At 70.1% G+C, this 14997-nt stretch carries 5 protein-coding genes; 3 read left to right on the forward strand and 2 right to left on the reverse strand.

The annotated features are described in order from the left end of the window. The first annotated feature begins 12 nt into the window (after positions 1-12). From ACTWQF_RS20785 to ACTWQF_RS20795, 3 genes are read left to right on the forward strand one after another with little or no spacing between them, the layout of a single operon-like run. On the forward strand, positions 13-1398 hold the full coding sequence (locus ACTWQF_RS20785) for a salicylate synthase (RefSeq protein ID WP_443281095.1): 1386 nt from the start codon (positions 13-15) through the stop codon (positions 1396-1398). 54 nt (positions 1399-1452) lie between these two features. Then, the gene (locus tag ACTWQF_RS20790) at positions 1453-10800 is read left to right on the forward strand and encodes an amino acid adenylation domain-containing protein (protein ID WP_443281096.1); all 9348 of its coding nucleotides are present in this window, start codon (positions 1453-1455) and stop codon (positions 10798-10800) included. A 1-nt stretch (position 10801) separates the two neighbouring features. Next, complete coding sequence (locus ACTWQF_RS20795) at positions 10802-11026, forward strand: MbtH family protein (RefSeq protein WP_443281097.1); 225 nt, start codon at positions 10802-10804, stop codon at positions 11024-11026. Positions 11027-11134: 108 nt separating this feature from the next. Here ACTWQF_RS20795 and ACTWQF_RS20800 read toward each other — a convergent pair whose 3' ends face one another. Together ACTWQF_RS20800 and ACTWQF_RS20805 are read right to left on the reverse strand one after the other, a co-directional pair. Next, complete coding sequence (locus ACTWQF_RS20800) at positions 11135-12199, reverse strand: amidinotransferase (RefSeq protein WP_443281098.1); 1065 nt, start codon at positions 12197-12199, stop codon at positions 11135-11137. A 285-nt stretch (positions 12200-12484) separates the two neighbouring features. Next, positions 12485-14971, reverse strand: a complete 2487-nt coding sequence (locus ACTWQF_RS20805) for an ATP-binding cassette domain-containing protein (RefSeq protein WP_443281099.1) — start codon at positions 14969-14971, stop codon at positions 12485-12487. Positions 14972-14997 lie beyond the last annotated feature (26 nt).

The raw sequence follows: 14997 nt of genomic DNA on the forward strand, positions 1-14997 counted from the left end.
AGAGAGCTGGATTTGGCCACGAGGTCTCACTACGAAGAATTCTGTGCCGATCTGTCGACGGACCCGTTGTCTGCCGCAGTCGGACTGATCAGGTCGCAGTTCTTCGACCGTTATCTGGTGTACGAGAAAAACGGCGTCTACACCGTGGCCGGAGGGATCGCCGGCGAACTGGTCGCCGACCACGCACGGGTCCGTCTCAGCCGGCAGGGCGCCGAAGCCTCGCTCCCTTGGGACGGCCGGGACCTGAAGCCGGTGGCGCAACTCCTCGACGGGCTGCCCGTGGCGGACTGGCGGGTCTACGGGTGGGCCGCGTTCGAGCTCGCCTACCCTGGCGCGGGTCTCTCCGTGCCACCTTCCGCCGACCCGCTCCTGCACCTGGTGCTGCCCCGGGTCGAGGTGTCCTTCGGCGCCGGGCGGGTGTGGGGGCGGGCGATGGACCCCGTCGAGCGGGAGAAGATGCTGGAGCAGCTTCTCCTGGGCGTCGGCAGCGGCACGCACGCCGTGGACAAGGCGACCACCGACGGCGGAACCGCGCCGGAGCAGCCCCGCTGCGTGGAGGTCGACCGCCACGACGCCGCCGCCTACCAGGAGTCGGTACGTACGGCGGTGGAGCACATCGAGCAGCGCCGGCTCCAGAAAGTCATCCTCTCCCGCGTCCTGCCCGTGGACTTCGAGGTGGACCTCGCCGCGACGTACGCGGCCGGGCGGCGCCGCAACACTCCCGCGCGGTCCTTCCTGTTCGACTTCGGGCGGCTGCGCGGCGCCGGCTTCAGCCCCGAGACGGTCGCCGAGGTCTCCTCCGCGGGCATGGTGACCACCCAGCCGCTGGCGGGGACGCGGGCCCGTTCCGACGTGCCGGAGGCCAACGAGCGCCTGCGCGCTGATCTGTTGCGCAACGCCAAGGAGATCTATGAGCACGCGATCTCGGTAAAGGCGTCCTTCGAGGAGCTCCAGCAGGTGTGTGACCCGCGCAGCGTGCGGGTGAGTGACTTCATGTCCGTCAAACCGCGCGGCAGCGTCCAGCACCTCGGCTCACGTGTCACCGGAAACCTCGACGCAGGACGCACCGCGTGGGACGCGTTCGCCGCGCTGTTCCCCGGCGTCACCGCATCCGGCATCCCCAAGGCCGCCGCGTACCACGAGATCCGCCGGCACGAACCGGGCCCGCGCGGACCCTACGCGGGCGCGGTGCTCACCGCGGGCGCGGACGGCAGCCTCGATGCCGCGCTTGTACTCCGGAGCATCTTCCAACGGGACGGCCGCACCTGGCTGCGGGCCGGCGCCGGGATCGTGGAGCAGTCCGATCCGGTCCGGGAGTACGAAGAGACCTGCGAAAAGCTGCACAGCGTTGCCGACTGCCTGGTCCCGCAGCCCTCTTCCGCCATGCTGCTCGGCTGACGCGCCTCCGCACCGAAGACCGAATCCCCCGAGGCGGAAAGAGCCTGAGCGAGCATGTCTGACACCACTTCCTACGAGCTGACAGCCGCCCAGCTGGGCATCTGGCATGCCGAACGGCTCAGCTCCGAGGGCGAAGCGGCCTACTTCACGGGCGAGTATCTGGAGATCATCGGCCCGCTGGATGTGCGGCGGTTCGAAACCGCCCTGCGCCGCGCCGTCGGCGAAGCCGAAGCCATGCACCTTCGCTTCACCCCCACGGAGAACGGCGACGCACGTCAACAGCCGGCAGTCTCCGACGACTGGCCCCTGCACCTCATCGACGTCAGCACGGAATCCGACCCGCGCGGTGCTGCCGAACAGTGGATGCGTGCCGCTCTGCGGCGGCCCCTCGACGTCGGCACAGGGCCACTCTTCACGCAGGCCCTGTTCACAGTGGCCCCGGACCGCTTCTTCTGGTTCAACGCCTTCCACCACCTCCTGCTGGACGCCTTCGGCTCCTCGCTCGTCGCCGAACGGGCCGCGCAGCTCTACGAGGAGCTGTCGCACGGCACCCGGACACAGGGCGACCCTCTGGAGCCGGTCTCCGTTCTCTTCGACGCCGACGCCGCATACCGGTCCGCACCCGAGCGCGAGCACGACCGCCGGTACTGGCTCGAGACCCTGGGCGACGCGCCGCGCGCGGTCAGTCCGAGCGGCCGGACGGCCTCCACGAGGGCCCAGTCGCCCCTCCGGCATACGCACGGCCTGAAGCCCGACGACATCGCGGCCCTCAAGGCGGCGGCAGAACGGCTGGAGACCCGGTTCTCCTCCCTGCTCGTGACAGCCGCAGCCGTCTTCCTGCACCGCACCACCGGGGCGCAGGACATCCTCATCGGGCTGCCGGTGCTGAACCGGGAGCGGGGCAAGCAGCGCCGGGCACCCGGTACAGCGGCGAACGTGCTCCCTCTCCGCTTCACGGTGCGGCCCGAGATGTCGGTGGGAGAACTCCTGGCGCACACCTCCGAGCACATCCGGGAAGCTCTGCGGCACCAGCGCTACCGCTACGAGGACATCGTCCGGGACCTCAAGCGGGTGGGGGACGTGGGTGATCTCGTAGCACTCTCGGTCAACATCCAGTCCTTCGGCGCCGTCTCGTTCGGTGCGTGCGCCACCCGCGCACACCTCGTCTCCTTCGGCCCCTGCGACGACCTGTCGATCACGCTCTACGACCGCGCCTTCGACAACAGCGCCGAGTTCACCTTCGACGCCGGCCAGGAGCTCTACACCCTGGAGGAGCTCGGCACCACAGCGCACCGGTTCCTGCGCGTCCTCGACTGGCTCGCGGCAGCCTCCCACCAGGACCTCGTCGGGCGTGCCCCGCTGCTGGACGAGGCCGAACGCCGGCGCGTCCTTCAGGAGTGGAACGCGACCGGGCAGGAGATGCCTGACGTGCCGTTCCCCGCGCTGTTCGAGGCGCAGGTGAGGCGCTCACCCGACGCGGTCGCCGTGGTGTGCGGCGACCGGAAGGTCACGTACGCCGAGTTGAACCAGCGCGCCAACCGGCTGGCGCGGTGGCTGGTGGCGCGCGGCGTGGGGCCCGAGGCGCTGGTGGGCGTGGTGATGGAGCGCTCGGTGGACGTGGTGGTGGCGCTGCTGGGCGTGACGAAGGCCGGGGGCGGCTATGTGCCGATCGACCCGGCCTACCCCGTCGAGCGGGTGGCTTCCATGCTGACGGACGCCGCCCCCGCCGCGGTGCTGACCGACCGAGCGTCCGCGGGCGGGCCGGTGGGCGGTTTCGGCGGACCGGTGCTGGTGCTCGACGATCCCGAAGCGGCGGCCGAACTCGCCGGTTTCCACGACTCCGACGTGACGGATGCCGAGCGCCGGGCACCGCTGTCGGTACGGAACACGGTGTACGTGATCTACACCTCCGGCTCCTCGGGGCGGCCCAAGGGCGTCGCCGTCGAACATCGCAGCCTGGTCAACTATGTGCAGCGCTGCCGGCACGAGTTCCCCGAGCTGCGCGACAGCGCGGTCCTGCACCACACCATCTCCTTCGACGCGCTGGCGACCGCCTTCCACGCCCTGCTCACCAGCGGCGGCCGGATCTACATCGCCCAGCTGGGCACAGAACTCGCCGCCACCCTGGACGGACAGCGCCCGGCATTCCTCGACATCACCCCCAGCCACCTCCCCCTCCTCAAGGCGGCACCCGAGAACTGCGCCCCCACAGGCGAGCTGCTGCTCGGTGCGGAGCCGCTCCGCGCGGCGCAGCTGCGCGAGTGGCGTCAGTCCCACCCGGGCGTCACAGTCACGAACGAGTACGGGCCGACGGAGGCCACCGTCGGCTGCACCGCTTACCGGCTCCCCCCGGGAGCGCCGCTCCCCGACGGGGATGTGCCGATCGGCCGGCCCATCGCCAACATGCGGGCATATGTGCTCGACGCGGCGTTGCAGCCCGCCCCGCCCGGCGCGGTGGGGGAGCTGTACGTGGCGGGCGCAGGGGTCGCCCGAGGCTACGTGGGGCGTGCGGCACTGACCGCGGAGCGGTTCGTTGCGTGCCCGTTCGCGGTGGGGGAGCGGATGTACCGCACCGGGGACCTGGTGCGCTGGAACGCGGCCGGCGAGCTGGAGTTCGTGGAGCGGGCGGACGAGCAGGTGCAGATCCGCGGGTTCCGCGTGGAGCTGGGCGAGGTGGAAGCGGTCCTGGCCGGGCACGAGAGCGTGGAGCAGGCCGCGGTGGTGCTGCGTGAGGACGTGCCCGGCGACCAGCGCCTGGTGGCCTACATCGTCCCCACGAGTGGGGCGCGCGGCTCGGAAGGCGTGGGCGGTGGCCGCCCGGAACCGGCTCGGCCCGATGCGGCTGCCCTGCGGAGCCACGTCGCGAAAGCGCTGCCGCGTCATATGGTGCCCGCGACCTTCGTGTTCCTGGACGCGTTCCCGGTGACGGTGAACGGAAAGCTGGACCGGAACTCCCTGCCCGCTCCCAGCAGCACGACAGACGGCGGCGACTCCGGGCGTGCTCCCGGCACGCCCAGGGAGCAGGCCCTGTGTGCGGGCTTCGCCGAGGTCCTCGGCCTGAAGCAGGTCGGAGTGGATGACAACTTCTTCGAGCTGGGCGGGCATTCACTGCTGGCCGTAGCCCTGGTGGAGCGGCTGCGGGAGCAGGGCATCGGCATCGACGTACGCACCCTGTTCGCCTCCCCCACAGTGGCCGAGCTCGCGGCGGCGATCGGCGCCGGAGAGGTCACCGTCCCACCGTGCCTCATCCCGGACGGGGCCGAAGTGATCACGCCGGAGATGGTGCCGCTGGCCGGGCTGACGGAGCCGGAGCTGCGGCAGATCGTCTCCCGTGTCCCGGGCGGCGCGGCGAACGTGGAGGACATCTACCCACTGGCGCCCCTTCAGGAGGGCCTGCTCTTCCACGACCTGATGCGGACCGGTGTGGCTGGTGCGGCTGCCCCGGACAGAGCCCCGGACAAAGAGGCGGCGTACGTCCTCTCGGTAGTGCTCGGCTTCGCCACCGAACCACAACTGGCGGACTTTCTCGCCGCGCTGCGGCGGGTGATCGAGCGGCACGACTGCCTGCGGTCCGCGGTGCTGTGGGAGGGCCTGCGCGAGCCTGTGCAGGTCGTGGCGCGACAGGTGACCCTGCCCGTGCGGGCGGTCACGCTGGAGCACGGAACGGACCCGGTGTCCTCCCTGCTCGCCGCAGGCCGTGACGCGTTCGATGTGGGACGTGCGCCGCTGGCTCGGGTGCTCACCGCGGCCGAACCCGGCGGGCAGCGGTGGCTCGCGTTGCTCCAGGTCCATCACTTGGTGCAGGACCACAAGGGCCTGGAGATCATGCTGGAGGAGGTACGGGCCCTGCTGGAGGGACGTGAGGCCGAGCTGCCCGTCCCGGTGTCCTTCCGGAACTACGTGGGACAGGCCCGTTTGCGGATGACGCGGGAGGAACACGAAGACCACTTCGCCGCTCTGCTGGGCGATGTGGAGCACCCGACCACGCCGTTCGGGCTGGCGAAGGCGGACGACCGCGCGGCGGTGCGGCGGGAGCGGATCGTCCTGGAGCCGGAGTTGGTCGAGCGGCTACGGGAGCAGACGCGCCGGCTCTCGGTGAGCGCGGCAACCCTCTTCCATGTGGCATGGGCGAGGGTGGTCGCGGCGGCTTCCGGACGCGACGACGTGGTTTTCGGCACGGTGCTGTTCGGGCGGATGCAGGGCGGAACGGGCTCGGACCGGGGCCCGGGCCTGTACATCAACACCCTGCCCGCACGCGTACGCGACGGCGGCGTCGGCGTCAGGGACGCGGTGCGGGACATGCATCACCAACTGGCCGACCTTCTCGTCCACGAGCATGCGCCGCTGGCGCTGGCCGTGCGGTCGAGCGGAATGGCCGCCGGTCAGGGCCCCCTGTTCACCTCGCTGCTGAACTTCCGGCACATCTCGTCCGGCGAACCGGCCGAACAGGCCCGGCTGGCCGGAGCCGAGTGGCTGCACGCCGATCAGACGATCGACATGCCGCTCGGAGCATCCATCGACGCCACGGATTCCGGCTTCGACCTCACGGTCGACGCGGCCGAACCGATCGACGCCTCGACGGTGTGCCGCATGCTGCGTACCGCGACCGAGAGCCTGCTCGCCGCACTGGAGACAGCGCCCGGGACTCCGCTGCGCCGGCTGGAGGTGCTGGAGGCGGCGGACAAGCAATGGCTGTTGACGGAGTGGAGCAGCACCGAGGAGGCGGCACCGGAGCGGGTGCTGCCCGAGTTGTTCGAGGAGCAGGTGCGGCGATCGCCGAACGCGGTGGCCGTGGCGTGCGGCGGAGAGGAGATGTCGTACGCGGAGCTGAACGAACGGGCGAACCGGCTGGCGCGGTCGTTGCTGCGGCGGGGTGCGGGACCGGAGTCGCTGGTCGCCGTGGCCATGGAACGGTCGGTGGACCTGGTGATGGCGGTGCTGGGGGCATTGAAGGCAGGGGCTGGATATGTGCCGGTCGATCCGGCCTACCCGGTGGAGCGAGTCGCCCTCATGCTGGAGGACGCCGCCCCGGTCGTGCTGCTGACGGACAGCGCGTCGACGGCACGGCTGCCGGACGGGGCGGGCATGCCGGTGCTGGCGGTCGACGATCCGGCAGCCGCCGGTGAGATCGCGAGCATGGACGGCGCAGATGTCACGGACGCCGAGCGTGGCACGCCGCTGTCGGCCCGGCACCCGGCGTACGTGATCTACACCTCCGGGTCGACCGGCCGTCCCAAGGGGGTCGTGGTCACCCACACCGGTATCGCTTCCCTGGTCGCGGCCCAGACCGAGCGGCTGGACCTCACCCCGGACAGCCGGGTTCTGCAACTGGTCTCGCCCAGCTTCGATGTGTCCGTCTGCGACCTGTGCAGCGCACTGCTCACAGGGGCCACGCTGGTGCTGGCGCCGGGGACCGATCTGTTGTCCGCGCTCACCGACTCGGGCCCCGGCGTCACCCACGCCGCCGTACCGGCCTCCGTGCTCGCTGCCGTCGAGCCCTCCTCGGTGTCAGTACCGACACTCACCGTCGGAGGCGAGACCTGCCCCGCGGGTCTGGTGGCAGGCTGGGCACCCGGGCGGCGGCTGATCAACGCCTACGGCCCGACCGAGACCACGGTGTGCGCGACGACGAGCGAACCGCTGACCCCCTCCTCGACGGCCCCGCCGATCGGCAGGCCCGTCACAGGAGCACGGGTGTACGTACTGGACGAGTCTTTGCGGCCCGTACCGCCTGGTGTGGTGGGGGAGTTGTATGTGGCCGGTGCGGGAGTGGCACGCGGCTATCTGAACCGGCCGGGACTGACCGCGGAACGGTTCGTGGCTGACCCGTTCGGTGCGCCGGGTTCTCGTATGTACCGAACCGGCGACCTGGCGAAATGGCTCCCGGGCGGGGAGTTGGAGTTCGTCGGCCGGGCGGACGACCAGGTCAAGGTCCGCGGATTCCGGATCGAGCCGGGAGAGATCGAATCGGCCCTGCTCTCCTGCTCAGATGTCGCGCAGGCGGCGGTGGCCGTTCGCCAGGGCAGGCTGATCGCTTACGTGGTGGCGGGCGCCGGGGAGCTCACATCGGAACAGCTGCGCTCACACCTCGGCTCGTCCCTCCCTGCCCATATGGTCCCGGCGGACTTCGCTTTCCTGGACGCGTTGCCGCTGACTCCGAACGGAAAGCTCGACAGGGCCGCCCTGCCCGCTCCCGAGCACCACGCGACCCCGGAGAGCCGCGAACCGCGCACTCCGAAGGAGCGGACGCTGGCCGAACTGGCCGCTGACGTACTGGGCATGACCAAGGTCGGCGTGGACGACAACTTCTTCGAGATCGGTGGGGACAGCATTCTGGCCATCCAACTGGTGGCGCGAGCACGGACGGCCGGGCTGGTGTTCACCACGCGGGATGTCTTCACCCACAAGACGGTGGCTGCGCTGGCCGTCGCCGCCCGGTCGCAGGATCACTTGGAGCCGGCCGAGGCGCGCACGGAGCCGGACATCAGCACCGGCGACATCTTGCCGACCTCGATCGTGGAGTGGTGGCGGCAGCACAGCGGCGCCGTGGACGGTTTCTGTCAGGCGACGCTCGTACGGGCTCCCGCCGGCGCCGAGGCGCGGCGCGCTGAACGAGCAGTGCAGGTCCTCCTCGACCACCACGACGCGCTGCGGCTGCGGCTGACCGTCCAGCAGCCCGAGGGAGACTGGTCGTTGCGGGTGGAGCCGCCTGGAACGGTGGAAGCCGCGAAGCTCGTGAGCCGGGTGGAGACAGCCGGGCTGGACGACGAGCAACTGGACGCGGTTGTGGCCGAGCAGTTCGCCGCGGCACGTGGCCGGCTGGACCCGCAGGCGGGGGTGATGCTGCAAGCAGTGTGGTTCGATGCGGGGCCACGACGGTCCGGGCGTCTCCTGCTGGTTATTCACCACCTGGCCGTGGACGGAGTGTCCTGGCGGATCCTGCTGCCGGACCTTCGGACGGCTTGGGAGACAGCAGGGACAGCAAAGCCGGCATTGGAGCCGGTCGGTACTTCCGTACGTCGCTGGACGCAGTTGCTGGCCGCTGAGGCGCACAACCCACGTCGTACGGCCGAACTGCCCGCATGGGAGGCCATGCTGGAAGACACCGAACCCCTGATGCGCGCAGAGCAGTTGGATTCCGGCCACGGGACGGACAGCCAGGGCGGGCAGCTGACCCTCACGCTGCCGACCGAGACCACCGCAGCGCTGCTGACCCGGGTGCCGACCGCCTTCCACGCCGGTGTGCAGGACGTGCTGCTGGCCGCCTTCGGCCTGGCGACGGCAGAGTGGCGGCGCCGCCGCGGAGGGTCCGACGGCGCGGTGACGGTGGACGTGGAGGGCCACGGCCGGTGCGAGGACCTGGCACCCGGAGTGGACCTGTCCCGCACCGTGGGCTGGTTCACCAGCGTCCACCCGGTCCGGCTCACCCCGCAGCCGCTGACCTGGTCCCAGCTGCGGGCGGCGGGATCGGAACTCGCGAGGGCGGTCAAATCCCTCAAGGAGCAACTCCGGGCCGTGCCGGGCGACGGCCTCGGCTTCGGGCTCCTGCGCTACCTCAACCCCGACACCGCGCCCACACTGGCCGATCTGCCCATCCCCCAGGTGGGATTCAACTACCTGGGCCGGCAGAGCGCTCCCGGCGGGGAAGCACCATGGGTTCCGCTGGCGGACGAGATTGCGGCCCAGCTGTCCGGGGGAGACCGCACGGACACCCGTCAGCCCCACCCCCTGGAGATCAACGCGGTCACTCACGACGGCCCGGCAGGCCCTCAGCTGGTGGCTTCCTGGTCCTGGAACGGAACGCTGCTGGACGGGGAGGCGGTGGACGAACTCGCACGGATGTGGTTCGTCGCACTTGAGGCCATCACCGCGTGCGCCGACCGGCCCGGCATGGGCGGGCTGACGCCCTCGGACGTACCGCTGGTCGACCTCACCCAGGAGCAGATCGAGCGGTTGGAGGCCGACTTTTCCCAGCAGCGCGGGCAGTCGGCCGACGAGCGGCCCGGGCCACCCGCGGTCGGCCGGACGGGGCTGGCGGACATCTGGCCGCTCACGCCGGTGCAGGAGCAGATGCTGAAGCAGACGCTCGACTGCTACGAGAGCAGCCTCGCGGACGTCAATGTCAATCAGTTGGTTCTGGTCCTGGACGGCCCGGTGGACATTTGTGCACTGCGCTCGGCCGGACAGGCGCTGCTGGACCGGCACTCCGCCCTCCGCGTCGGCTGCCCACATCAAGGGCTGGGCCGAGCAGTGCAGGTCGTTCCGTTCCAGGCCGAACTGCCATGGCGCCAGGAGAACTTGGAAGGGCTGGACCCGGCTGCTCAACAGGCGGAGGCGGACAAGCTGGCAGCCACCGAACGGACCCTTCGCTTTGATCTGGCCGCCGGGCCGCTGCTGCGGATGGTGCTGATTCGGCTGTCTGCCCGTCGCCACCACCTGTTGATCACCCAGCACCACAACCTGCTGGACGGCTGGTCGATGCCCGTACTGCTGCGGGAGCTGTGGGCCACCTACGCCGCCGGGGGCGATCCCAGCGGCCTCCCCCCGGCCCCTGACTACGGGGCTTTCCTGGCCTGGCGGGCCGGGCAGGACCGGGAAGCGGCCGAGGCCGCTTGGCGAGAGGCGTTGTCCGGCCTGGCCGGGCCCACCCTGCTCGCTCCGCCGAGGGACAGCGACGGGCCGGCGCAACCCCACCGGGAGACGAGTGCCGAACTGTCCGAGGAGGTGGCTTCCGCGCTGGGTGCCGTGGCCCGTGAGCGCAATCTGACCACCAACACCCTCGTCCAGGGCGCCTGGGCACTCCTGCTCGGCCGGATGACCGGCCAGGACGATGTGGTCTTCGGTACCACCGTTTCCGGACGTCCCCCACACCTCCCCGGAGTGGAGACGATGGTCGGTCTGTTGATCAACCGTGTACCGGTACGTGCGCGCTGGGACCCGGCCGAGCCGGTGGGGGAGCTGTTGGCCCGCTTGCAGAACGAACAGTCGGACCTGCTGGCTCACCAGCATCCGGGCGTCACCGACATCCAGCGGATGACCGGCCATCCTGAACTGTTCGACACCCTCGTCACCTTCGAGAACTACCCCGTCGAGGAAGCCGACTGGCAACCGGTCGACGCCCAGCTTCGCGCCACCATCGCCCACTGTCACGACACTCCGGCCTACCCTCTCAGCCTCCTGGTCGTGCCGCAGCCCCGGATGAGCCTGCACCTGGTCCACCGGCCGGGCCTCATCGAGACAGCCACCGCACAAGTCCTCCTGGATCAGCTGCGAGACCTGTTGCAAGCGCTGACGACGGACCTGGACCGGCCGGTCGGCGACATCGGCACCATCGACCTGCCCCTTCCCGCTCAGCGCCGTCGGCAGCCGTCCGACGTGTACGTCACCGACCAGGAGAGCTGACATGACCACCAGCACCAACCCGTTCGAAGACGAGGACGCGCCCTACCTCGTGCTGGTCAACGACGAGAACCAGCACTCGCTGTGGCCCGCTTCCATCGAGGTGCCCGACGGCTGGAGCGTGGCGCATCCCCAGGGCAGCCGCCGGGAGTGCCTGGAGTACGTCGAGCGTTCGTGGGCCGATATGCGCCCCGCGTCACTTGCCCGCGCCATGGACGGTCAGGAGTAAAAAGCAAGCAGGAGCCGGAATGAGGAACGCAGGGCCGGGGGCCGGGAGCTGACCAGCTCCCGGCCCCCGGCTCCGGAATGCTCCGCAGGCCCGTCGGTCAGGCGTCGGTCAGGTCAGATACTTCCGTGCTCCTCCCTCGCGCACGGTGTCCAGGGTGACGCAGTGGAAGGACCCGCCGAAGCTGTACACATGACGGAAGTCAACCGGAACGCAGCGGAAGCCCCAGTCGGTCAGCGCCTCGATCAGCGGCTTTTCCTGGCGCTCCACGACCACGGTTTCCGGATCGAGTGACAAGACATTCATGCTGACCCATGGACTGCAGAAGTACATGGGCCAATCGTCCGGAAGCGTGGGAGGCGGCGCCGGCAGAATATCCCAGCCGTCGAAAAGCTCCGAGTGCACATAGCGTTCGGGGTGGACCAGCAGTTTCCCGGGAGCCAGCGGAGCGAGCGTGGCGTCGATGTGCATGGCGTGCGGGTCGTTGGTCTCGATGACCGAGACGGTGAATTCCTCGCCGATACTGCGCCGCAACCAGTCGATACCGAACTGGTTGGTCACATGGCTGCGCTGGGCCACCACGTCGGTGCCGAAGCGGAGGAAGTCGGCCGCATCGAAGACGGGCTCGAACTCGGTGACGGCCCACCGGTCGCCGTTGGCGAGGTCGCCGCCCGGCGTGCGGTACAGCTCGTCCGCCAGCTGCGGGCGAGGAGCGGGAAGCCACCGGGCTCCGCGCCGGAAGTACGACTTGATCAGGGAACGGAAGGCGTCCACTTCGTGGTACCGGCACCGCCAGGACATCGGTGCCTCGACGAGGATGTCCCCGATGACCACCAGCAGGTCCCTGGGCATCCCCGCGTACAACCCGCCGGTGCTCTCCCACGCCGGTGTGCGAAACGGCCGCTGGTGTTCCACGGGCTCCGGCCGGACCACCCTGACACCCTCGGCGGTCAGAGTGTCGGCCAGGGCATCCAACTCCGCCTCAGCAGCCTTCAGATGGTCTGCCGGGAAAGGAAGGCCGCCTCGCTCCTGGAAGACGGAACGAGCGGTTTCGGGTACGACATGGGCCATCGACTCCTGCCACGTGGGAAACACCCCACCCGCCAGCGTTCCGACGACCACTTCGTTGAGCGGGTCCCACTCGGTGTAGGAGTTGAGGGCTTGCCGAGGGGGCACTTCCTTCTCTTCATCGATCGGGTGCCCGCTCGTTCGACTCGCCATACTGACTCGCTTTCTCCGGGTTCCGTTCCGAACACCTGGATTGGTTGTCGTCGGTACCGATTCCGAACACTGAGCTACCGGCGCAGCGGCTGATTCGGCGTACCCATTCCAGGAATACCGAGAGCGGAAAGCAAGAAACCGAGCAGATAACCCCACGAGAGAGCGGAACCGAGGCACCGGGGGCGCGCGGCAGCGAGGAGCAGCTACGGCCCCTGGTGCCTTCGTGCTTCGCGGCCCCCGTCAGCTCGGCAGGGCGCGCAACCAGGGCGGCGGCTGGTGCTCCTGCTCGGTCGGCCGGGATGCCGGGGGCTCGCCCGACTGGAGGCGCCACAGGTTGGCGTATCTGCCGCCGCGCTGCACCAGTTCGGTGTGGGTTCCGCATTCGGCGACCACGCCGCCGCGTTCCAGGACGTAGATGGTGTCGGCGTTGCGGATGGTGGACAGTCGGTGGGCGATGACGATGAGCGTCCGCTGCTGGGCGAAGGCTTCGAGCCCGCGCTGGATGGCTGCCTCGGTCTCGTTGTCGACCGCTGAGGTGGCCTCGTCGAGGATGACGACAGGAGGATCGGCGAGGAAGGTACGCGCAAGGGCGATGCGCTGCTTCTGGCCACCGGAGAGCGCGGCGCCCCGTTCACCGACCTGGGAGTCGTAGCCGTCGGGCAGTGACTTGATGAACGAGTCGGCCCCGGCGGCGCGCGCGGCCTGGGCGACGCGGCGCTCGTCGGCGTCGAAGGTTCCGTAGCGGATGTTCTCCGCGATGGTCCCGTCGAAGACGAATGGCTCCTGGGACACGTAACCGATCACACCCCGCAGCTCGTGCAGCGGCAGTTCGCTCACATCGACACCGTCCAGCAGCACTTGGCCGGTGTCGGGGTCCCGGAAGCGCATGAGGAGTTTGGCGACGGTCGTCTTGCCCGCGCCGGTCGTCCCGACGATGCCGGTGACCCGCCCCGGAGCGATGTGCATCGACAGGTCACGCAGGGCCGGCGGTCGGCCGGGATAGGCGAACGTCACCTTCTGCAGGTCGAGTTGTCCGCGGATTCCGTCGGCGGGCAGTTCCCTGCTGCCCTCGGAGGGCTCCTGGGGCAGGTCCAGCAGCCGCTGGACGCGTTCGAACGCGTCGACGGAGCGGCGGTATTCGTCCGTCATGTCTCCGAGCCGGTGCAGGCGCGACAGCGTGATCGCGGGCAGGTCCAGCAGCGGAGTGAGGCGCTCCAGGGGCAGCTCACTGCGCAGCACTGCCTTACCGCCCAGCAGGATCGTGGTGGGCACTGCCGCCATCGCACACATCCGCACCAACTGGGCCTGGACGGCGGAGCTGCGGTCGGTACGGGAGTTCGCCTCGCCGTGCTCCGCGCACAGCTCGGCGACGCGCTGCTCCTCGTACTCCTCGGTGCACGCGGCCTTGACCATCACGTTGGACTGGAGATTGTCGGTCAGGCGGGCGTGCAGGCGGGACCGGGTGGCGGCGGACGCCGCGCGGTCGTCGGCCGTGCGCTCGTGGAAGCGGAAGGCCAGCCAGGCGACGAGCGGGATCGGGATGAAGGCGATCCAGGCCAGCTGTGGGGCCAGCAGGAGGTATGCGGGTGCCAGCACCGCGAAGCAGGTTGCCAACTGCGTCGACTCGTGCAAGGTGCGCGCGACGAAGCTGCCCAGCTGGCTGATGTCCTCGGTCAGCACCTGCGTGGTGTGGCTGGTCCGCTCACCTTCCAGGTCGGCTGTCGACAGCCGTTGCACGTGCGCGTACGTGGTCGTACGAAGGTCGCTCTCGATGCTTTGGGCGAGCTTGTGCCAGCTGGAACCTGCGAGGTACGAAGCGCCGCTCGATGCCACTGCGGCCAGGGCCATGACGCCTGCCAGGAAGGGGAGTTGTGTCTCCAGGCCGACCAGGCCCAGGCCGGTCAGCGTCTGGCTGCCACCCCCGACGAGCACCGTAATCGCGTAGGACATGAGCGCGAACAGGCCCATTTCGACGGCCTGGGACACCACCGACAGTGCGGTCGCAAGGGCGAACTTGCGCCGGTGCGGCCCGATGAGTCTCGTCAGGAAGTGACGGCGGGAGGGCGACCCGGAGGCGCCGGAGGTGTCGCTGGAGCCCTCGGCTGCGGCTCTGTCGGCGTTCGACCGTCGCCAGGCGCGTCTGATGACGACCGTCGTCGCGGCCGCGACGAGCCCGAGGCTCACCCACGGAGCGGACAGCACCTTCAGCACATGTTTCCCGACCCCGAGCGCCACAGCGGCCCCCGCGCCCGCCCCCACAACCGCCACGACGCCGACACCGCTGCCGGTGCCGGTGCCGGAAGAGTGCCGCGTCCTGTCGGCGACCGGTGGTGCCTCGTCCTCGTCGCGGTCCGCCCGGCGAGGAGTTTGCCGAGGTACTCGGCGGGACGTTCCGCGAGGCGCCCGGCGAGGTGCGGGGTGGTCCGCGGCCTGGGTGAGCACCTGCGCCACGGTCTCGCCCAGCAGCCGCGCGGCGTCCCGCGAACTCAGCGCCGTCTCGTGGAACAGCAGCACGCGGCCGGTGACCGGACTGACCTCCGCTCTGTCGATCCCCGGCACCGCCTGAAGCGAAGTCTCCAGCAGCCGGGCGAGGTTGGGCCGCCTGAGTACGGCCTCCACCTCCCAGCGCTGCCGGCCGGGGAGGACCGACCGTGGGCGGAGCGGAGCATCGGCGAGACGGCTGAACGGCGGCGCGCTCGCCGCGGGCGGGCCCATCAGGAGTGTCATGTACGAAGATCCACCAGGGTTGCGAA

The sequence above is a fragment of the Streptomyces sp. 8N114 genome (assembly GCF_052245835.1).
GTDB lineage: Bacteria > Actinomycetota > Actinomycetes > Streptomycetales > Streptomycetaceae > Streptomyces.